The following is an 18,764-nucleotide window of genomic DNA, read 5'->3' on the forward strand; positions in this document are numbered from 1 at the left end:
GGGCTGGTCCGCCGACCGGGGGACCACCACCTGAGCCGCGCCCGCCCGGGTGGCCGCCGTCGTGGTGCCCGCGCCGCCATGGTGCACCACGGCGGCCACCGGGCTGAACAGCGCCTCCTGGTTGATCTCGCCCGCGACGAAGCACGACGGCGGCGCCGCTTGCGTCTCCTCCCCGCCTTCCGCGAGAACCAGGCCCTCAGTTCAGGACGGTCTGGGTGACGACGATGTGGCCGTCGTCAGGGTTGAGGCTGCCGCCGAGTCGGTTGAAGGCGCCGTCGGTCAGGTCGAGGCACTTGGGTTCCTGCGGGGTCTGGGCGAAGGTGCCCCGGTCGTTGATGCGGACCACCAGGGACCTGCCGTTGGCGGTGTTGGTCACCTGGACGCGTGTGCCGAACGGCAGTTGAGGCTGACGACTGAGCGAAGTCGCCGCCGTGTCGGCGTTGTTGTCGAAGAGCTCGCCGCTGGCGGTGAGGGCGCCGGGCGGCTGGGGGCCGTAGTGCGTCGCCCAGCACTGGTTGGTGGTCTGCGTGGCCGGCGCGTTCCATTTCTGGTTGGCGCCGCCGCTGCAGCTCCAGATCTGGGCGCGGGCGCCGTTGGCCGAGGAGTTGTCGGTGACGTCCAGGCACTTGTCGGCCTGCGGGTTGACGATGTCGTGGGCGGCGGTGACGGTCCACTTCTGGTTGGCGCCGCCGGTGCAGGACCACAACTGGATCTTGGCGCCGTCGGCGGTGGAGTTCCCGGTGACGTCGAGGCACTTGCCGAGGGCGCGGACGGTGCCGTCGCTGCCGACCGTCCACTGCTGGGCGGCGGTGCCGTTGCAGTCGTAGAGCTGAACGGCCGTGCCGTTTGCGGAACTTGCCCCGGCGACGTCGAGGCACTTTCCGGCGAGACCGGTGATGGTGCCGGTGGCGGCCTGGGCCGGGGCCGCGGTGAGGAGAGCTGTCGAAACGGCGAGGACGGCGCCGGCGAGCGTGGAACGTAACGGGGCTGAAGGCGTGGGGGGTTGTGCGGGCAAGGGGGAGTTCACAACCTTTCACGGTCGGCGGACGGGCGGGATCGGACCCACCCGGCAGACCTGGAACGTAAAAGGTCTGAACCAATCGCGTCAAGGTGTGAACTAGCCGTGGAATAAGGGAAGTTGTGTCTTCTCGGTCACTCGCGATCGAGTCGTTCGAGGGCCGACAGTCGCGAGCGGAAGCGCCCGGTCAGCGCGCGGCGGACTGCCCTCGGCACCCTCTCGTCGTCCCACTGGCCGGGCCTCGGCCCAGAGGGTCGGTCAGGCCGCGTTGGAGGGCCGGATGTTCTGGTTGAGGCGGAACAGGTTCGTGGGATCGTAGGTGTCCTTCACCCGCACCAGCCGCTCGTGGACCGCGTCGGGGTACGCGGCGCGCACCTTGTCCTCGGCCGCGTCGCCGGTGAAGTTGACGTACATGGTCCCGCGGCCGTGGCGGGCGATCTCCTCACGGGCGCCGCGCGCCCAGGCGATCTGCGCGTCGAAGTCGGTCGGGTCCGGGGACCGCGCGATCACGTTGCACAGGACGCTCGAATCACGCTGGCTGAAGGCCGTGGCCTCGGCGGGCACTCGGGCGAAGGCACCGCCCAGGTGGTGCAGATGGAGTTCGCTCGCGGGCGAGGGTGTCGTCAGGTGGTGGCGCAGTACGGCGTCGATGGCGGCGTCGGACGGCTCGATGAACGCCGACGTGAAGTAGTTGTGCGCGCCCGCCGTCCACAGCGGGTCGAGCAGTGTCTGCATGCCGGTGTACGGCATGGGGCCCATGAGGTCGGCGATGGGTGTCCCCAGCGTCCGCAGCGGGGCGACGGCCGCCTCGCCGGCCGCGGGGTCGCCCGCGTACATGCCGGCCAGCACCACGATGCGGGTGCCGTGGACCTCCGGGGGCAGGAAGGGCAGCGGGGGCGCCGTGGTGAAGTTGATCAGGGTCGTCAGCTCGTCGGGCATGTTCCCGGTCAGCTCACGCCAGCCCGTGACCACCTGACGGGCCTGCTCCAGCGGATAGATGATCAGGCCGGCGAGGACCTGCGGCCCGACGGGGTGCAGCTGATACTCGAGGGAGGTCACGACACCGAAGTTGCCGCCGCCGCCCCGCAGGGCCCAGAACAGCTCGGGGTTCTCGTCCTGGGCCGCGCGCACGACACGGCCGTCCGCCGTGACGACCTCGGCCGCCGTCACGTTGTCGGAGGCCAGACCGTGGCGGCGCAGCAGCCAGCCCACCCCGCCGCCGAGCGTGAAGCCCGCGATGCCGGTCGAGGAGATCAGGCCACCGGTCACGGCCAGACCGAAGGCCTGGGTCTCGTGGTCGAGGTCGCCCCAGGTCAAACCGGTCTGGGCGACCACCCGGCGGCGCACCGGGTCCACGATGGCGCCCTTCATGGGCGACAGGTCGATGACGATGCCGTCGTCGCAGGTCGAGAACCCGGCGATGCTGTGGGAGCCACCGCGTACGGCGACCAGCAGGTCCTGACTGCGGGCGAACTCGACGGCGCGCATCACGTCCGCGGTCCCGGCGCACCGCACGATCAGCGCCGGATGCTTGTCATGGGCTGCGTTCCAGACCGCACGGGCCTGGTCGTAGTCGGCGTCGTCGGGGCGGACGACAGTGCCGCGCAGGCCTGCCTCCAGTTCGGCGACGGTGGCGTCCCCCAGGATGCCCTTTGCCGTGTCGATCGACATGGTCGGCTCCTCGGTGTGAGTTGGTCGGGCTGACACTCAGGACCGTAGGCAGCACCTCTTAGCATCCACTCAGCAGCCGCTTTGACCGGAGGGCGACCAGGGCAGCGTGCGCCGCAGGACGGCCGGGCCGCGCGTGTCGCCGAGGCCGGCGAAGAGATCACCCGCCCGGGCTGCCGCCGCCTCGGCCGCCTCGCGGTTGCCCGTCTCCCACAGTAGGCGGGCCAGTATCAGGGCGAGCCACCCGACGGCGCAGGTCGACCCGGCGACGTCTTCCAGGCGCTGGGCGCGGGTCAGCAGGGCGAGGGCCCGCGCCGAGTCACCCGCGGCCCTGGCCACGAGCCCTAGGTGCAGCAGGGTGTTGGTGGTGCCCGGGATGTCGTCGGTCTCTTCGAAGCCCGCTTGGACGTTGCATAGGGTGGCCTGCGCGCGGTCGGTGTCCCCGGCGGCCAGGTGGAGCAGGCCCAGGCAACCGAGAGTGATGCCCTCCGCCCGGCGGTCGCCGAGCCGGCGCCGGATCGCCAGCGCCGCCTCTAGGTGCTTCAGTGCCGCGTCGTGGCCGCCGTGGCTCCGGTGGATGTTGCCGAGGGTGTTGAGGGCGAGGGACTCACCGTGCGGGTCGTCAAGCGCGCGGAAGCAGTCGACACCGTGCTCGGCCGCCGCGACGGCGGCACCGGTGTCGCCGTCGACGCGGCAAGCCCACGCGAGAGTCGCCAGGGCGTAGCCGAGTGCCCGGGCGGGGCCGACCGTACGGCCGACGAGCACCGTCTCCTCGTAGAACAGCGACACCTGCCCCGCCGCGTCGTCCTCGACCACGTAACCCGGTGTCATCACCGGGAAGAACGGCCCGCTCCCGCCCTGGACGTCCTCCAGCAGCCGGAGACACTCCGCGCAGGCCTCGCGCGCCACAGAGCCCTCGCCCCGGCAGACGGCCCAGACGCCCTCCAGGTGCGCGGCGGCGGCGAGGACCGAGGGATCGCCCGCATCGTGGGCGAGGGTGCGGGCCAGGTCGAGGGCGGTGCGGGCGCGGTCCCACGTACCCCGCATCCACAGCAGGATCGCCTGCTGGCAGTGGGCGTACGCCAGTGCCGCCGGGTCCGTCCGCGACTGGTGGATGCCTACGATCTGCTCGCCGATGTCCTCCAGCGGGGAGCGGTCGCCGAGGCGGATGGCCAGCACGGCGCGCCCCATCAGCGCTCTCGCCCGAGGGATGGTGGGCTCCGGCGCGGCGGCCAGGGCGTCCTCCAGCCAGCGTCGGCCCTCGGCGAGGCGTCCTCGTTCGGGCCAGAACGAGCGCAGGGCCACGGCCAGCCGGAGCGCACTGTCCGGTTCGTGGCGCAGGAAAGAGCGCAGAGCGGCCCGGAGATTGCCGTAGTCGGCCTCCAGCTCGAGCGAGGTGGCCCCGGAGATGCCGGTGGGCGGCTCTCGGTCCTGCGCCTCGGCCAGCTCCAGGTAGAACCGGCGATGCCTGGCTTCGGTGGCGGTCACTTCCCCGGCGGCCCGCAGCCGCTCGGCGGCGTACTGCCGGATCGTCTCCAGCAGCCGGTAGCGGACCTCGTCCTGCCGGGGCTCCGCCCACACCAGGGACTTGTCGGCCAGCCGGCCGAGGAGATCCAGCACCGAGGTGCCCTGCGCACCGTCCGCGCACACCTCCTCGGCCGCGGCGAGGGAGAACCCGCCCGCGAAGACCGCCAGCCGCCGGAACAGCCGTCGTTCCTCCTCGTCGAGCAGCCGGTGGCTCCACTCCAGGGTGGCCAGCAACGTCTCCTGGCGGGTCGCGCCGCGCCGGCTTCCCCGGCCGAGGAGGGCCAGGGCGTCGTCGAGCCGTTCGGCGATCTGACGCGGGGCCAGTACGGGCACCCGAGCCGCCGCGAGCTCCAGGGCCAGGGGCATGCCGTCGAGCCGGAAACAGATCTGCGCGACGGCCTCCGCGTTGCCGGGGGTCAACCGGAACCCGGGGTCCGCGTCCCCGGCCCGCTCCACGAACAGCCGTACCGAGGCGAACCGGCCCAGCTCCTCCACGGACGGAAGCGTGCGGGGATCCGGCAGCCCCAGGGAGGGCACCCGGAAGGTCCGTTCCCCGTAGCTGCGGAGCGGCTCACGGCTGGTCGCGAGTACCAGGACGCCGGGGCAGCGGGTCAGGATCTCCGAGGCCAGGGCGGCACACGCGTCGATCAGGTGCTCGCAGTTGTCCAGCACCAGCAGCATCTCGCGGCTGCCGAGCTGTGCGAGCAGCGCTTCCCGGCCGCCGCCGGACGGTGGCAGCTGCAGTTCCAGGGCAGCGGCGACCACCTCGGGCACGAGGTGCGGTTCCGCAAGCCCGGCGAGGTCCACGAACCACGCCCCGTCCCGGAAGTCATCGCCCCGACGAGCCGCCACGGCGAGCGCGAGCCGGGTCTTGCCACAGCCACCGGCCCCGGTGAGGGTCAGCAGCCTGCCCCGCCCGAGCAGCTTCTCCACCTCGGCCATCTCACGCTCCCGCCCGATGAGGGCGGTCGCAGGCGCCGGCAGCCGGTGCCGTGGCGCCGCCGGCCGCTGCTCCCGCGCCTCGACGGAGCCGGCCAGCAGTTCACGATAGAGACGGCGCGTCTGCGGGTCGGGGTCGGCGCCGGTCTCATGACGCAGGACGTTCCGCAACTGCTCGAAGTCGGCCAGTGCCTCCCGCCGTTGCCCGGCGTCGGCCAGGACCCGCATCAGCGCCCGGTGGCCCGGCTCGTGCAGCGGGTCCTGCGCGATCAGGGCCCGCAGTACGTCGAGGGCCTCGGCCGTGCGGTGGTCGCGCTCCAGCGCCTCACCCAGCCCCAGCCGGAGCGCCGTACACCGCCCCTCCAGCGCCTCGGCCGCCTCGCTCGCCCAGGGCTCGTACCGGTCCTCGGGCAGCAACCCGGCATCGGCCAGGGCGAGCGCGGCACGGTAGTTTGCGGCACCGCCACCGTCCGAAGCCCGCCGAGCCGCCTGCTCGAACGCGTCGAGGTCGATCCGCACACCGCCGTCGGGTGCGAGCACCACCATGTCGTCACGGAGGACGACCACGTCTCCCGGCGCGCCCGTGGAGGCCAGTGCGTGCCGTAGGGCGTGCAGCACCTGGTGGAGGTTGTTCGCCGCGGACGCCCGGTCGAGGTCCGGCCACAGAAGGTCGTAGAGCCGTTCCCGGTGGATCTGGCGGCCCGGTGACAGGCAGAGCAGTTTCAGCAGGCTCCGGGCCTTGCGCAGCCGCCACGCCCCGGCGGCGACCGGGCGGTCCCCGACCGCAACGGCGAAACCACCGAGGAGCCGGATGTGCACCTCATCGGCCATGGCTGCCCTCACGAGCAGGCTACCGCCCGACCGCATCCAGGACCCGTGGGCCGTTCCCTACCCCCCCCGCCCAGATGCATGACCGTGCTCGCGGCGGAAAGATCGGCAGAGAAGAGTCGGCCCATGTGGTCCACACTCCGCGACGCAGCGCGGGGCTCACCACCGACCGATGCCTCGGCACCCGTCCGAGCTGGGGGTATCGCCCGTTCCGGCGTTGTTACCGGAGCATTGACATGGACAAGAAACACACATTGCGACGTCTTTCGAGCCCTCCAGGCACAGGAGCGCACGCCGCCGGCGCACCCATGGCCTCCGCCGCCGACTGGGGCCTCCTGCTCGTCCGACTGACCTTCGGACTGCTGATGGCCGCGCACGGCGCGCAGAAACTGTTCGGAATCTTCGGCGGGGACGGCTTGACGGCAACCGGTCGGTTGTTCGCGAGCATCGGCTACCGACCGGGAAGGCTCTTCGCCATGATCGGCGGCCTGTCCGAGTTCCTCGGTGGCCTCGGCCTGGCCCTCGGACTGTTCACTCCACTCGCGGCCGCCGCCCTCATCGGCATGATGATCAATGCCATGGTCACCGTCACCGGCGCCCATGGCCTGTGGGACGCGGACGGCGGCGTGGAGTACAGCGTCTGCATCACCGTGGTCGCCATCGCCATAGCAGCCATCGGCCCGGGCCGCCTCGCCCTGGACCGCTTCTTCCGCTGGGGCACGGGCGGCTGGGGTGAGGCGGGGTTCGCCCTCGGTCTGGGCGGGGTTGCCGCTGCGATAACGCTGAGTCTGTAGATGACCTCCAAGGGCAACTGAAGGCTCTGGTGAAGTAGTGGTCATACGTATAACCAACTCCCACGCTCAACCGCTGAGGAGCGCGCCATGCAGCCGACACCGAACATGCCGACCGATCGTGACAGAGCTCACCTGCTGGCCGCCATCGAACTCGCGGCCGACGCGCGGAAGCACGGAAACCATCCGTTCGGCGCGCTGCTCACCGACTCCGCGGGAAACGTCCTGCTCACGGCCGAGAACACGGTGCTGACGGAACGCGATGTCACCGGTCACGCGGAGATCAACCTGGTGCGGTTGGCCTCGCGCACGCTGGAGCCGAATCAGCTCATCGAGGCCACGATGTACACCAACACCGAACCGTGTGCGATGTGCGCCGGCGCCGTCTACTGGAGCGGCATCCGCCGAGTGGTGTACGCGCTCGCGGCCACGGAGCTGAACGTCCTCGCCGGAGCGGATCCCAGCGAACCGCTGCTCGACCTGCCGTGCCGCCAAGTCTTCGAGTCGGGTGGGAACACCGTGGAGGTGTCCGGGCCGTACCTGTACGAGGAGGCGGCAGCGGTGCACGCCGGGTATTGGGGGTAGGGGAGGGGTTCACCCTCATCTACGTGCGGCGCATGGCCCGTTGATCCACCGCTGCAGCAGGGGCTGCGGCGTGTTGCTGCTCGACGGCACCCTCGTGCGCATCCGGCGCCGCACGGGAGCGGAGAACCGCAAGAAGGCTCAATGGCTCAATGGCCGATGGCGGGTCGTCAAAGGACTTTGTACGTCAGCTCGTACAGAGACAAAGACAGCGCGCCGATTGCCTGCGTTCGTTCTCCCAGGCCTACCTCGGAGGGGATGATCTTCGCCCCGCCAATGAAGCTGACCTGGCCGGTATCCTCATTCACTTCGTGCAGAACAACGTCAATCGGCGCTTGGTTGACGAACGGCACGAACCGCTCGTCGAACTCAAACACGTCCCCCAGTCGCATTCGTACCTTTTCAAAGGTACCGCCGTCACCTCTACCGACGAGGATCTCGTCCGCGCCATCCGGGTCCTGAATCCTTTTCGCCTCCAGAAACAAGAGCTTGGCGAAAGCCGCATCTGCCATATTGATCCTCCCATGCTCCCGTGTCGCACAGCGTAATTGCTAAGTCGTAGCACGCGTATCCAGGCAGCGCATGCCGGCCGTGAGGTTCCCCCGCTGTATGGGATTGGCTGACTAGCTGGTGAGGGTGGGTTGACGTGGTTTGGGGTTCACCGGTTCGGCCGTTGCCTGGTTGGCGAGTGAGCCTTTGTATTCCTCGGTTGAAGGCTGTATGCATGCGTTGGGGCTTGAAGTACCGGCCGTTTTGGGGGGTCGTGTCTCGTTTGGTGACCCTCGATCATGGGCTTCAGCCCTTCGCTGTCGTGGGTGTTGCCTGCTGATGCCCGTCGCTGTAGCGCAGCTGACGCTGGTCACGTACGGCATGGACTCCAGTAGCGGCAGCGCGGAATGGGGATCGACCAACTCGCCATCGGTTACCGGCAGCAGTCCACGTCGCAGAGATCTACGGTCCGCGGCGAGCGGCGGCGTGAGAGACATAACTCAGCTCTTGCGGGCTACTGAACTTGATTGGGTGATGTCGGGGCCGTTTGTCTGAGGGTAGTTGGTCGAGGGCGGGCAGACGAATAGGGAGATCGCTGGCGCACTGCGAGTGAGCGAGCGGTCGGTGGAGCGGTGGCGCCGGGTCTGGCGCGAGCGCGGTGAGGCCGGGCTCCTGTCCAAGGGATCGCCGGGCCGCCCGCGGCTCGGTCCGGCCCAGATCACCAGGCTGGAGCGTGAGTTGGAGCGCGGCCCGCTCGTCCATGGCTGGGCGGACCAGCGGTGGACGCTGGCGCGGGTGAAGACGCTGATCGGCCGGCTCTTCCACGTCTCATACACGGTGGAGGGGACCTGGACGTTGCTGAAGCGGCACGGCTGGTCGTGGCAGCAGCCGGTCCGCCGAGCGATCGAGCGCGACGACATGGCGGTCGAGGTGTGGAAGAAGGAGACCTGGCCGCGGGTAAGAGCATCGCGGCGGCGCTCGGGGTCTGGATCGTCTTCGAGGACGAAGCCGGCCAGCCGTTGACGCCGCCGCGTGCCGGAACTTGGGGCCGGATCGGCCGGACGCCGGTCGTGCGAGTACGCAGCCGAGGCGCCGGACGCGTGTCGATGGCAGGTATGACCTGCTACAAGTCAGGTGAGCGGTCCCGGCTGATCTACGCTGTCCGCGAGTACAGGGGCCGCAAGGACGAGCGGAAGGGCTTCGGCTGGCGCGACTTCCGTGACCTGATCGTTCGTGCTCGGATCCAGCTCGGCGGTCCGATCGTTCTGGTCCGGGACAACGTTCGCCTGCACCTGACCAAGCCGCTGCGGGAATTCATCGAGGCGAACGCCGACTGGACGGGCCGTGTTCCAGCTCCCGACCTATGCGCCGGACCTGAACCCGCAGGAGGGCATCTGGTCGCTGGTCAAGCGCGACGTCGGCAACCTTGCCGCCGCCGACCTGGGCCAGATCACCACGGCCGTGAAGCGTCGGCTCAAGCAGATCCAGTACCGCTCGGACCTGGTCGACGGCTGCCTGGCCGGCACCGGCCTGATCATGGATGGCCGACCGGCAGGCTGATGGGGGCTGGACCCAGAAATCCGGGAGCGCGACAACACGGGGGTGCGCGACACTTGCCTGATGATCACTGACGTCCATGTCCGCGAGGCGGACGCGGCTGATGCTCCGGTACTAGCCGGTCTGCGCTGGGCATTCAAGCATGAGGGCCATGAAGGGGACCTCTCCGAGCCGGTGCGGCCCGTGAGCAACGCTGAGGACTGGATCCGGGAGCGGCTTGCGAGCAAGCGCTGGCTGGCCTGGGTCGCCGAAAGCGACGGCGAGATCTGCGGACATGTCTTCCTCCACCTGGTGGAGAGGATGCCGGAGCCTTACGAGGACAACACCCCGATCGGCTATGTCACGAACTTCTACGTGGTGCCTGAGCATCGCAATCGAGGGTTCGGAGCAGCCCTTCTCGAAGCTCTGAGGAGGCATGCGCAGGGCAGCGGCATGGACGTATTGATCGTCTGGCCGTCCGAACGCAGTGCTCCGCTCTACCGCCGATCCGGGTTCGAGTCTCCGACCGAGCTGTTGGAGGCACGGTGAACTGACCACTGGTCAGAGCGGACGGTGACAGGCGTCGAGCCGGATAACGTTGGCCCAGTTTGTATGGCTCTTCTTCGCTGAGTGCACCGGCCAGCCCACCGCCCTGCGCGTCCTTCACGGACCCCAGGGCTGCCGGACTCGACCGCCGTCAGGCGAACGGCCCCGACATCGCCCGATCAAGTTCAGTAGTCAGCTTGTCGAGAGCCGGCTTCCTTACTGAGACCTCGGCTCTACCGAGGGGCACCGGGGGCGGTCCGCGCTGCCGCCTTGGCAGGGCTCCAGGGGTGTGAAACGCTTGATTTATGACATATCCATCCCGCGTCTGCACGTCGATCTCGAACGAGTGAGCTGTCGGGAGTCCACCCGGGTCCAGGCTCCCGTTCGGGGAGTGAGGAACAGCCATGACGACGACCGAGCACGCTCACCACAGCGACGATCACAGTGACCCCACCTTGTACCGCTCTCCGGCGGATGCCGTCGCCGCGCCCCCGGAGAAGCTCGCCTATGTCGTCGGTTTCGACCCGACCGCACAGCGCGCGGACGCGTTGTTCACTGTCGACACCGACCCCGCATCCCCCGTATACGGCCGCGTGACCTCCCACGCCGAGCTGCCCGGCCTGGGCAACGAACTGCACCACTTCGGCTGGAACGCCTGCTCGAGCGCGCTGGCGCATACCGGTCATCATCACGCTGCGCGGCGCTACCTCATCGTCCCGGGACTGCGCTCCTCCCGGCTGCACATCTTCGACACCAGCCCCGATCCCGCCCGCCCGCGCCTGGTCAAGGTGGTCGAGCCCGAGGAGCTGGCCGCCAAGGCCGGATATTCGCGTCCACACACACTCCACTGTGGCCCCGACGGAGTGTTCCTGTCCTGCCTGGGCGGTGCGGACGGTGCGGACGGGCCTGGCGGCGTCGCGCTGCTGGACCACGAAAGCTTCGAAGTGCTGCGGGCCTGGGAGAGCGACCGCGGACCGCAGCGGCTCGCCTACGACCTCTGGTGGCATCTGCGCCAGAACATCGCCGTGACCAGCGAGTGGGGCACCCCCTCGATGTTCGAGGACGGCCTTGTCCCCGAACTGCTGCTGGGTCGCCAGTACGGCCACTCACTGCACTTCTGGGAGCTGGACTCCGGCCGGCACCTGCAGCGCGTCGATCTGGGGGACGAGAACCAGATGGTGCTGGAGCTGCGTCCCGCGCACGACCCCGAGGCAATGTGGGGGTTCGCACACACCGTGGTCAACGTGGAGGACCTGTCGGCTTCGGTGTACGTGTGGAACCGGGAGGGCGAGGACTTCGTGGTCCACAAGGTGATCACCATCCCTGCCGAGCCCGCGCAAACGCAGGACCTGCCCCCGGCGCTGCAACCGTTCGGCGCCGTGCCCCCGTTGATCACCGACATCGACCTGTCGGTGGACGACCAGTGGCTGTACGCATCAGCATGGGGAACCGGCGATCTGCACCAGTACGACGTGAGCGACCCGTTCCATCCGAGGCAGACCGCGTGCGTGCGTCTTGGCGGCATCGTCAGCCAACAGCCACGTCCCGCCGAGCCGGACACTCCGCTGACCGGCGGAGCACAGATGGTCGAGCTCAGCCGCGACGGCCGGCGCGTGTACCTGACGAACTCCTTGTACGGCACCTGGGACGCGCAGTTCTATCCGGCGGGAATCGACCCGTGGATGGTCAAACTCGACGCCGACACCTCGCACGGCGGGCTCTCCGTCGACAACCGCTTCTACTTGCACGGCCCGGACTTCCTGGGCTTGCGCGTGCACCAGACGCGCCTGCAAGGCGGCGACGCCTCCTCGGATTCGTACTGCTACCGCCGATGACATGCTGCTCTCCGTGCTCTGCGGGGCAGGCGCGCAGACCGGCGAAGGGACCGGGTGGCAGCTGCCCTCCACCGAAACGCTGGTGGCCGTGGTCCTGGTGGCTGTGGCCACCACGGCCGGCGCCTGGTTGGCACGGCGCGGATCCGGCCGGTCGGAGCTCCTGCTTGCCGCGGCGTCAGGGATTTTGCTGATCATCGCGGTCCTCGACCTTCTGCCCGACGCGTGGGATGAAGCGAAAGAGGTCGGCGTGCCGCAGTGGGCAGTGCCGCTCGCCGCGCTCGCCTCGTACGGGGTGACGGGTGCCGTGGCCCGTATCGGCTGCCCGTGCGAGCGGGGTCGTGCGGGCGGCATTGGCTCAGCATCGGGGCTCGCTCTGCACCGCTTTCTGGAGGGGGCGACCCTGGCACTGACCCCGTCGGTCGCCGTGATGGCGGCGCTTCTGGTTCACGCGGCCGGCGAGGGGCTGGCGCTGGCCGCCCTGCTGGGAGTCCACCCGAAGCGGCGCGTGGCTCCATGGATCGGGCTGGCCTGCTTGAGTCCGGTCGCGGGAGCCGTCGTGACGAGCGCCTTGCCCATCCCGGACGGCCTCATGCCACTGCTGCTCGCCCTCATCGGCGGCGTACTCGCACAGGCGGCCTGGGTGGCACTCGTACTCGCCCATCAGCAGCGGCCCGCGGACCGGCGAGTTCTCGCAGTCCCGGCCGCGGCGGCGATGACTCTCGCTGCCGTTCTTACCGCGCTGGTCCTCCTTGTCGGGGCAGACAACCACTGAAGCATCACCTCACCGGCCTACTGCGGCCGGGCCGCAGTCCGATCGGGTTCCAGTTGGCCGGGCCGGACGGTGAATTCCATGTCCTCCGGCACTTGGAGCCCGCCCGACTGCCTGGCACGGGTCGGAGGGCGGGAGCCTGTGTGGCCAGGGCCGTGACGACATGGCCGAGGGGCTCCCGGCGGCAGCGCGAAGCGGATCCGGGGCCATGCGGTGTCGCGTCCGCCCAGGGTCGCGGGGGTGCCCTCGGCCACGATCCGGCCGGCGGCGATCACCGCCACCCGATCGGCCAGACCTCGGGCCTCTTCCATGTAGCGGGTGTTGAGCAGGACGGTGGTGCCCGCGTCGCGCAGGTCCCGTATCAACTGCCAGGCGTTCCGGCGCGCGTTCGGATCGAATCCGGTCGTCGTTTCGTCGAGAAAGAGCAGGCTGGGGTTGCCGATCAGGCCCAGCGCGAGATCCAGGCGGCGCTTCTGGCCGCCGGAGAGCGACCTGACCTTCTTCTTCCCCAGCCCGGTGAGGCCGACCAGGCGGATCACCTCGTCGATGTCGCGGGGCGCGGGGTAGTAGCCGGCGTTGCGGGCGATCGTCTCGCGGACGGTGAGACAGGGCTCGACCGCGATGTCCTGCAGCACCAGCCCGATCCGCTCACGCAGGGTGCGCTCGGTGGCCTTCTCACCCGGGTCCAGCCCGAGCACGTCGACCTGCCCCAAGTCCCGGCCCCGAAAACCCTCCAGGATCTCCAGAGTGGTGGTCTTGCCCGCCCCGTTGCGGCCGAGCAGCGCGAAGCTCTCCCCGTGCTTGACGGCGAAGCTCACCCCGCGCGCCGCCCACACCATGCCGTACCGCTTGTGGAGGTCCTTCACCACTACCGCGTCAGCCATGGCCCGCCTCCGATCGCTCGGTGCGCGGCCGTGGCTGTCAGCTGCGGACGCAACGGATCTCCAACGTCAGGTCGAGGTGGCGTCCGGCCATGCCACGGGCCGCCGTCACACCGAACTCGGTGCGGTCGACCCGTGTGGTGGCACGGACGGTGTAGGCATCCGCGAGCACCTCGGCGTGCACGAGCGAAAGGCTGGTCGGCCGGGAGACTCCGCACACGGTCAGGGTGGCGGAGACAGTCGTGGTGTCCACCCGGTCGGAGGTGAACGTGATCAGCGGATACCGGTCGGTGTCCAGGAACTTCACCGACCGTACGGCGTCGTCCCGTTGGGCGTTGCCCGTGCGGAAGCTCGGCGCGACGACCTCCGCGTGCAGACGTGACTCGGAGAGCGGTTCGGCCACCTCGATGGTGCCGCCGCGGATCGCGAAGGTGCCGCGCACCGGCAGGAGGCCGAAGATGTGTCTTGTCCTGAACGAGAGGGACGAACGGTCTGTGTCGATCGTGTAGCGACCGAGCCAGGGCGTCGTCGTGACGGTGTTGCCTGTCGCATCCATGCCTCCATTCCACGGCGGTGGGCATACGGCGCGGCAGGGCCGGCGGTTGGTTCCTCACCCGACGAAGGCTTGCTCACGGAGCGCGGCATACGACTTTCGTAGGGTCCGCCCGAGACGGAGGTGTGCAGTACTGCCGGCCGGGGCGGGTCCGCGAGGCGGATGGCCTACGGTGAGCCTCATGACCGACGACCGGGGGGCGTGTGACGGACCATGGCACCGCCGGCACCGGCTCGCCCTGGACGTGATGATCGTGGCCGCCTTCGTGCTGCTCGACACCGGCCTGACCATGGCCGGTGCCACCTGGTGGCCCGCCCACCCGGGGACACTCGCCTGGGTCATGCTGGGTGTGCAGGCGCTCGCCTGCGCCTCGCTCGCCGTCCGCCGCACCGCCCCGCTGACCGTCGTCGGCGTGCTCGGCGCGTTCACGCTCGCGGTGACGCTGCTGATTGCGCCGGCGGGCGTGCTGACACCGGCTCACGAGGGCCAGTTGTGGGCTCCCCCTCCACCATGCCGGCCGCCTACGGCCCGCTCTTCTACCAACGGAGCCGCCGGACTGCGTACTTGGTGCTCGCCGCGTTCACTCTCGTCGTCATGCAGCCCTGGGAGCTGTCCGTCCCGAACATGACGATCGGGCTGCTGCGGATCGCGGTCGGGCCGCTGCTGGCGCTCTACTTCGACACCCGCCGCAGGCTGATGCAAGCACTGGTCGAGCGCGCCGAACGCGCCGAACGGGAGCGTCATCTGCTGGCCGAGCAGGCCCGCGCCGACGAACGCGCCCGGCTCGCCGGTGAGATGCATGACGTGGTCACCCACCGAGTGAGTCTGATGGTGCTGCAGGCCGGTGCCATGAAAGTGACGGCACCGGACGAGCCCACCCGGCGAGCGGCGGAGGACCTGCGTGCCGCGGGCTGCCAGGCGCTGGAGGAACTGCGGGACCTGGTCGGCATTCTGCGCACCGCGCCGGAGGGCGACCAGACCCCCTCGGTGACGGGCTTCGCCGACCTTGTCGCCGAGTCCGTGGCGGTGGGGATACCGACCGAGCTGATCGAGCAGGGCGACCCCGCGCTGGCCTCACCGGTGGTCGGCCGCACCGCCTACCGCGTGCTGCGCGAGGCGCTGACCAACGTACGCAAACACGCTCGCGGCGCCCGCGTGAGCGTGCGCGTCGAGTACGGCAACGCACAGCTGCGGCTGACGATCCGCAACACGTCACCGTCCGGCGGTCCCCGCAGCGCCCTCGCCGACACCGGCTCCGGTCTCGGGATCGCCCAACTACGGCAGCGCATCGAGCTTGTGCACGGCACCTTGCGTGCCGAACCCTGTTCCGACGGCGGGTTCAGCGTCGAGGCGACGCTGCCCGCGTTCGTCCCGACCGCGAAATCGGAGTTGTGAGCATGGCCCGGGTAGTGGTGGTGGACGACGAGCCGATGGTGTGCGGTTTCCTGCGCACCATCCTCGGCTCGGCCCCGGACATCGAGGTCGTCGACGAGGCGCACGACGGCGCGGCCGGTATCGAGGCGGTCCGGCGCAGCCGCCCGGACGTCATCCTGATGGATCTGCGCATGCCGGGCATGGACGGGCTGACCGCGATCGAACGCATCAACGAGCTGGCCGACCCGCCGAACATCGTGGTGCTGACCACCTTCGACGCCGACCAGTACGTGCTGCGGGCGCTGCGGGCCGGGGCGACCGGCTTCCTGGTCAAGTCCACCCCGCCGGAGGAGCTGATAGGCCTCGTGCGGACCGCCGCCCAGGGGCACACCGTCCTGTCACCCTCCGCCGCCCGCCGGCTCATCGCCGCCTCGACGGACAAGATCTCGGCCCGCGACCGCGCCCGCGAACTGGTCGGCTCGCTGACCGAGCGTGAGGTCCAGGTGCTGGCCGGTGTCGGCGAGGGCCTGTCGAACGCGCAGATCGCGGCGCGGCTGTACCTCTCCGAGGCCACGATCAAGGGCTATGTCTCGCGGATGCTGGACAAACTGGGCTGTGTCAACCGCACCCAGGCCGGCCTTCTCGCCCACGACGCGGGGCTTACCGACGCCTGATGCCGAGGGCGGCCGGTACTGGGTCGGCCGCTGATCGTCGGCCGCTCGAGAGTGCCTGGCAGGAGCGACACGGCCGAGCAAAATGCGATCGCGTGGCGCGTGTTGTCCACCTACACTGCCGGGCATGGCATGCCGTATCAGTGAGCTGGTCATCGACTGCGCCGACCCCGACCGGCTCGCCGCCTTCTGGAGCGAGGTCCTCGGCTACGTCGAACTCGGCCGGGAGGACGACGGAAGCATCGAGATCGGGCCGCCCGGCATCGGCTTCGGCGGCCCGCAGCCCACCCTCGTCCTCAGCCCCAGCAGCGACCCGCGGACCGGGAAGCTCCCACTGCACATCGACGTCAACGCCACCGACCGCGACCAGGACGCCGAGCTGGAGCGTCTGCTCGCTCTCGGCGCCAAGCCCGCCGACGTCGGCCAGACCGGCACCGAGAGCTGGCACGTCCTGGCCGACCCGGAGGGCAACGAATTCTGCCTCCTGCGCACCCGGCTCCAGCCCCTCTGATGCGGTCTACTCCGCGTCGAGCTGGTGGTCGGCCCAGATGTAGCTTTCGGGCAGCAAGTCGGTGATGAGGACGCTGCGGATGCGGTCGCCTTCGCCGACGATGACCCTGAGGGCCGGGAAGTAGTCGAGAAGGACCTGACGGCACCGGCCGCACGGGGGAACAACCCCGCGGTCGCGGTCGCCCACGGCGACGATCGTCTCCAGGTCGTAGGCGCCCTGGGCGGCTGCCGTGCCGATGAGGACCAGTTCCGCGCAGGGGCCTCCAGTGAAGTGGTAGGCGTTCACAGCGGTGACGATCCGGCCGTCCTTGGCGCGGGCCGCGGCTGCCATGGTGTGGTTGTCGCCCCGGCAGCGCGTGCGGGCGACGTCGCCCGCGGCCTGGATGAGTTCGTGGTCGACGGGGTGGGTCAGCGTGGTCATTCTTCTCTGCCTTCGTCAGGGTGCCAGGTGACGTTGACCCGGGTGACGCTGATACGCAAGCGAATATCGGCGGTGTGCTTGTTCCGCGGTGGTGTGAGGCTACTGAAGCCCTGAGTGGACAGGCGAGGCTCGGTCGTCAGGAGGGTGCCGAGCAGGTGATCGAGGCGAGCGCGTGTCGGAGAGTGCCGTCGGCCGACGGGCGGTCCTGCCAGCGGGCGCCGATGTGACCGTCGGGTCGGATGAGGAGCGCTCCCTGCGGGGTGATGCCGCAGAGGTCGGCGTGCTCCTTCGGAAGAGGTTCGATGCGCAGTGGCCACCGTGCGTCGGTGTGCTGGGTCCAGTGGGTGGGGTCCGGGGTGAGCAGGGTGAACCATTCCCCGAAGGCGTCTAGCGTGGAGCGGTCGGGTGTGAGCCAGAAGTGGGGCATGCGGTGGCCCGGCTCTGCGATGGGGACGTAGTCCGTGTCTCCGTCGGACAGTTCGGGTGGGGTGCTGTTACCCGTGAGGACGGCTGGGGAGTGGTAGGTGACGCCGAGCACGAGGCCCAGTTGGGCGAAGTACCACTCCGCCCAGGGGAGTTCGGTCTCGGACGATTTCGATTCGCCGGTGGCGAGCTGGGCGCGGCGCCTGGTCAGTACGTGGACCATGAGCTTGGTGCTGGCCACCGCCTGGCGGAGTGTCCGGTGGGCGACGGGGTGGCGTTCCCTCTCGTAGGTTTCCAGCAGGCCTGGTTCGGCCCAGCCGCGGAGCACGCCCGCCAGTTTCCAGCACAGGTTGTGCACGTCGGCGAGGCCGGTGTTCATGCCCAGGCCCCCGATGATGGGGAGGGCGTGCGCGGCGTCGCCGGCCAGCAGGATCCGGCCGTGCAGGAAGCGCTCGGCGACGAACGCGTTCATCACCCAGCGCTGGACCCGCAACACCTCGGCTGCCACGTCCGCTCCGGGGCCGAGGGCGCGTGCGACGACGTCGGGCCAGTCGGCATCCGTGGTGTGTTCGGGTGTGGCACCGAACCACGCCCAGCCTCCTTCGGGGTAGAGCGGGGCGAAGGAGCCGTGCGGGGTGAAGTAGACCCCGGCGGGTTGGTACGCGCACCAGCGGCTGAGATCGGCGTCGAACACGACGGTGGTGAAGCCGCCCAGTGCTCCGGGGCCCTCGGTCTCGATCCCGAGCAGTGGCCGGACGGTGGAGCTCGCGCCGTCGGCGGCGAGTACGTAACGGGCACGGACGCGCGTCTGCTCACCGCGATGGTGGTCTGCGAGCACGGCCACGACGCTCTCGGCTCCTTCGGCCAGGTCGACGAGTTCGACCCCGAACCGCACCTCCGTGTCTGCCGCGGCGAGCAGGGTGGGTTCCAGGCGGTCCTGCGAGGTGACCACGCCGATCACGGGGCTCTCGGGAACCGGCGCGTTGACCCCGGCCATCGCCGCCGTGGCGAAGTCCCGGTCGTGCAGGGTGTCGCGGAAGCGGACGCGGCCGTACTCCGGTGCGAATGCCTTGGCCGCGATCCTGTCGGCGAGCCCCAGCTGACGATAGATCTCCATCGAGCGCACGTTGACCAGCCGGGACCGCGGAAACGGTGACAGCTCGGCGTGTTTCTCGACCAGCAGCACCCCCACGCCCCAGCGTTCCAGGAGCGCTCGGGCGGTGAGCCCGACCGGACCGCCGCCGACGATCAGTACCTCCACCTCGGCGTTCGCCACAGCCATGTCGAACTCCTCCTGCTCACCTCGGAAGTGTCGGGGCCCTCGGTGTCCGTCGGCGATGCCGTCTCGGGATTTCGGCCTGAGCCGTCATGAGATGAATGATCCGCACCCCGCGGCGGGTCGC

19 protein-coding genes and 2 pseudogenes are annotated in these 18,764 nt (G+C 69.8%); 11 read left to right on the forward strand and 10 right to left on the reverse strand.

Annotated elements, in window-relative coordinates:
* The 4 genes and pseudogenes from ACFY3C_RS08050 to ACFY3C_RS08065 form a co-directional block, all read right to left on the reverse strand.
* A pseudogene (locus ACFY3C_RS08050) lies at positions 1-189 on the reverse strand (nucleotide disphospho-sugar-binding domain-containing protein); the annotation flags it as partial.
* A gap of 7 nt (positions 190-196) precedes the next feature.
* Positions 197-1,015: a lectin gene (locus ACFY3C_RS08055; RefSeq protein ID WP_390770157.1), complete on the reverse strand. Its 819-nt coding sequence runs from the start codon at positions 1,013-1,015 to the stop codon at positions 197-199.
* 261 nt (positions 1,016-1,276) lie between these two features.
* Complete coding sequence (locus ACFY3C_RS08060; RefSeq protein ID WP_390770158.1) at positions 1,277-2,689, reverse strand: FAD-binding oxidoreductase; 1,413 nt, start codon at positions 2,687-2,689, stop codon at positions 1,277-1,279.
* 69 nt (positions 2,690-2,758) lie between these two features.
* The gene (locus ACFY3C_RS08065) at positions 2,759-5,983 is read right to left on the reverse strand and encodes a BTAD domain-containing putative transcriptional regulator (RefSeq protein WP_390770159.1); all 3,225 of its coding nucleotides are present in this window, start codon (positions 5,981-5,983) and stop codon (positions 2,759-2,761) included.
* Between the two features lie 305 nt (positions 5,984-6,288).
* On the opposite strand from ACFY3C_RS08065, the gene ACFY3C_RS08070 reads away from it, so the two are divergent.
* The gene (locus ACFY3C_RS08070; protein ID WP_390770160.1) at positions 6,289-6,774 is read left to right on the forward strand and encodes a DoxX family protein; all 486 of its coding nucleotides are present in this window, start codon (positions 6,289-6,291) and stop codon (positions 6,772-6,774) included.
* A gap of 87 nt (positions 6,775-6,861) precedes the next feature.
* Positions 6,862-7,356, forward strand: a complete 495-nt coding sequence (locus tag ACFY3C_RS08075; RefSeq protein WP_386577681.1) for a nucleoside deaminase — start codon at positions 6,862-6,864, stop codon at positions 7,354-7,356.
* Positions 7,357-7,523: 167 nt separating this feature from the next.
* On the opposite strand, the gene ACFY3C_RS08080 is transcribed toward ACFY3C_RS08075, so the two are convergent.
* Positions 7,524-7,865, reverse strand: a complete 342-nt coding sequence (locus ACFY3C_RS08080; protein WP_390770161.1) for a hypothetical protein — start codon at positions 7,863-7,865, stop codon at positions 7,524-7,526.
* Between the two features lie 205 nt (positions 7,866-8,070).
* Positions 8,071-8,182, reverse strand: a pseudogene (locus tag ACFY3C_RS08085) (IS5/IS1182 family transposase); the annotation flags it as partial.
* 221 nt (positions 8,183-8,403) lie between these two features.
* On the opposite strand from ACFY3C_RS08085, the gene ACFY3C_RS08090 reads away from it, so the two are divergent.
* The 5 genes from ACFY3C_RS08090 (at position 8,404) to ACFY3C_RS08110 (ending at position 12,531) form a co-directional block, all read left to right on the forward strand.
* A complete protein-coding gene (locus tag ACFY3C_RS08090) occupies positions 8,404-8,865 on the forward strand; it encodes a winged helix-turn-helix domain-containing protein (RefSeq protein ID WP_390770162.1) in 462 nt (153 codons plus the stop codon).
* A 321-nt stretch (positions 8,866-9,186) separates the two neighbouring features.
* A complete protein-coding gene (locus ACFY3C_RS08095; protein ID WP_386577706.1) occupies positions 9,187-9,402 on the forward strand; it encodes a hypothetical protein in 216 nt (71 codons plus the stop codon).
* A gap of 60 nt (positions 9,403-9,462) precedes the next feature.
* Positions 9,463-9,927: a GNAT family N-acetyltransferase gene (locus tag ACFY3C_RS08100; protein WP_390770163.1), complete on the forward strand. Its 465-nt coding sequence runs from the start codon at positions 9,463-9,465 to the stop codon at positions 9,925-9,927.
* Positions 9,928-10,328: 401 nt separating this feature from the next.
* Positions 10,329-11,759 carry a selenium-binding protein SBP56-related protein gene (locus ACFY3C_RS08105; protein WP_386577684.1) on the forward strand — a complete coding sequence of 477 codons (1,431 nt, stop codon included), beginning with the start codon at positions 10,329-10,331 and terminating at the stop codon, positions 11,757-11,759.
* 1 nt (position 11,760) lies between these two features.
* Positions 11,761-12,531 carry a hypothetical protein gene (locus ACFY3C_RS08110; protein WP_390770164.1) on the forward strand — a complete coding sequence of 257 codons (771 nt, stop codon included), beginning with the start codon at positions 11,761-11,763 and terminating at the stop codon, positions 12,529-12,531.
* 17 nt (positions 12,532-12,548) lie between these two features.
* On the opposite strand, the gene ACFY3C_RS08115 is transcribed toward ACFY3C_RS08110, so the two are convergent.
* On the reverse strand, positions 12,549-13,412 hold the full coding sequence (locus tag ACFY3C_RS08115; protein WP_390770165.1) for an ABC transporter ATP-binding protein: 864 nt from the start codon (positions 13,410-13,412) through the stop codon (positions 12,549-12,551).
* Between the two features lie 37 nt (positions 13,413-13,449).
* The gene (locus tag ACFY3C_RS08120) at positions 13,450-13,965 is read right to left on the reverse strand and encodes a YceI family protein (protein WP_390770166.1); all 516 of its coding nucleotides are present in this window, start codon (positions 13,963-13,965) and stop codon (positions 13,450-13,452) included.
* A 178-nt stretch (positions 13,966-14,143) separates the two neighbouring features.
* Between ACFY3C_RS08120 and ACFY3C_RS08125 the strand changes: the two genes are divergently transcribed.
* From ACFY3C_RS08125 to ACFY3C_RS08140, 4 genes are all read left to right on the forward strand, one after another.
* Positions 14,144-14,590 (forward strand): hypothetical protein, encoded by a 447-nt coding sequence (locus ACFY3C_RS08125; protein ID WP_390770167.1) that lies wholly within the window; start codon positions 14,144-14,146, stop codon positions 14,588-14,590.
* A complete protein-coding gene (locus tag ACFY3C_RS08130) occupies positions 14,557-15,357 on the forward strand; it encodes a sensor histidine kinase (RefSeq protein ID WP_390770168.1) in 801 nt (266 codons plus the stop codon). Before ACFY3C_RS08125 ends, ACFY3C_RS08130 begins: the two co-directional genes overlap by 34 nt.
* Positions 15,358-15,359: 2 nt before the next feature.
* The gene (locus tag ACFY3C_RS08135) at positions 15,360-16,010 is read left to right on the forward strand and encodes a response regulator (RefSeq protein ID WP_386577689.1); all 651 of its coding nucleotides are present in this window, start codon (positions 15,360-15,362) and stop codon (positions 16,008-16,010) included.
* Between the two features lie 124 nt (positions 16,011-16,134).
* Positions 16,135-16,518 carry a VOC family protein gene (locus tag ACFY3C_RS08140; RefSeq protein ID WP_390770169.1) on the forward strand — a complete coding sequence of 128 codons (384 nt, stop codon included), beginning with the start codon at positions 16,135-16,137 and terminating at the stop codon, positions 16,516-16,518.
* Between the two features lie 6 nt (positions 16,519-16,524).
* Here ACFY3C_RS08140 and ACFY3C_RS08145 read toward each other — a convergent pair whose 3' ends face one another.
* Complete coding sequence (locus ACFY3C_RS08145) at positions 16,525-16,938, reverse strand: cytidine deaminase family protein (RefSeq protein WP_390770170.1); 414 nt, start codon at positions 16,936-16,938, stop codon at positions 16,525-16,527.
* Between the two features lie 136 nt (positions 16,939-17,074).
* The gene (locus tag ACFY3C_RS08150) at positions 17,075-18,643 is read right to left on the reverse strand and encodes an FAD-dependent monooxygenase (RefSeq protein WP_390770171.1); all 1,569 of its coding nucleotides are present in this window, start codon (positions 18,641-18,643) and stop codon (positions 17,075-17,077) included.
* Between the last annotated feature and the right edge of the window lie 121 nt (positions 18,644-18,764).

The sequence above is a fragment of the Streptomyces sp. NPDC001410 genome, from assembly GCF_042895235.1.
In the GTDB taxonomy this organism is placed as follows: Bacteria; Actinomycetota; Actinomycetes; order Streptomycetales; family Streptomycetaceae; genus Streptomyces.

Excerpts from the sequence above, each read along its gene's own strand:
- ACFY3C_RS08060 (WP_390770158.1), bottom strand. The coding sequence starts at position 2,689 with ATGTCGATCGACACGGCAAAGGGCATCCTGGGGGACGCCACCGTCGCC.
- ACFY3C_RS08065 (WP_390770159.1), bottom strand. The coding sequence starts at position 5,983 with ATGGCCGATGAGGTGCACATCCGGCTCCTCGGTGGTTTCGCCGTTGCG.
- ACFY3C_RS08070 (WP_390770160.1), top strand. The coding sequence starts at position 6,289 with ATGGCCTCCGCCGCCGACTGGGGCCTCCTGCTCGTCCGACTGACCTTC.
- ACFY3C_RS08075 (WP_386577681.1), top strand. The coding sequence starts at position 6,862 with ATGCAGCCGACACCGAACATGCCGACCGATCGTGACAGAGCTCACCTG.
- ACFY3C_RS08080 (WP_390770161.1), bottom strand. The coding sequence starts at position 7,865 with ATGGCAGATGCGGCTTTCGCCAAGCTCTTGTTTCTGGAGGCGAAAAGG.
- ACFY3C_RS08100 (WP_390770163.1), top strand. The coding sequence starts at position 9,463 with ATGATCACTGACGTCCATGTCCGCGAGGCGGACGCGGCTGATGCTCCG.
- ACFY3C_RS08105 (WP_386577684.1), top strand. The coding sequence starts at position 10,329 with ATGACGACGACCGAGCACGCTCACCACAGCGACGATCACAGTGACCCC.
- ACFY3C_RS08110 (WP_390770164.1), top strand. The coding sequence starts at position 11,761 with ATGCTGCTCTCCGTGCTCTGCGGGGCAGGCGCGCAGACCGGCGAAGGG.
- ACFY3C_RS08115 (WP_390770165.1), bottom strand. The coding sequence starts at position 13,412 with ATGGCTGACGCGGTAGTGGTGAAGGACCTCCACAAGCGGTACGGCATG.
- ACFY3C_RS08120 (WP_390770166.1), bottom strand. The coding sequence starts at position 13,965 with ATGGATGCGACAGGCAACACCGTCACGACGACGCCCTGGCTCGGTCGC.
- ACFY3C_RS08125 (WP_390770167.1), top strand. The coding sequence starts at position 14,144 with ATGACCGACGACCGGGGGGCGTGTGACGGACCATGGCACCGCCGGCAC.
- ACFY3C_RS08130 (WP_390770168.1), top strand. The coding sequence starts at position 14,557 with ATGCAGCCCTGGGAGCTGTCCGTCCCGAACATGACGATCGGGCTGCTG.
- ACFY3C_RS08135 (WP_386577689.1), top strand. The coding sequence starts at position 15,360 with ATGGCCCGGGTAGTGGTGGTGGACGACGAGCCGATGGTGTGCGGTTTC.
- ACFY3C_RS08140 (WP_390770169.1), top strand. The coding sequence starts at position 16,135 with ATGGCATGCCGTATCAGTGAGCTGGTCATCGACTGCGCCGACCCCGAC.
- ACFY3C_RS08145 (WP_390770170.1), bottom strand. The coding sequence starts at position 16,938 with ATGACCACGCTGACCCACCCCGTCGACCACGAACTCATCCAGGCCGCG.
- ACFY3C_RS08150 (WP_390770171.1), bottom strand. The coding sequence starts at position 18,643 with ATGGCTGTGGCGAACGCCGAGGTGGAGGTACTGATCGTCGGCGGCGGT.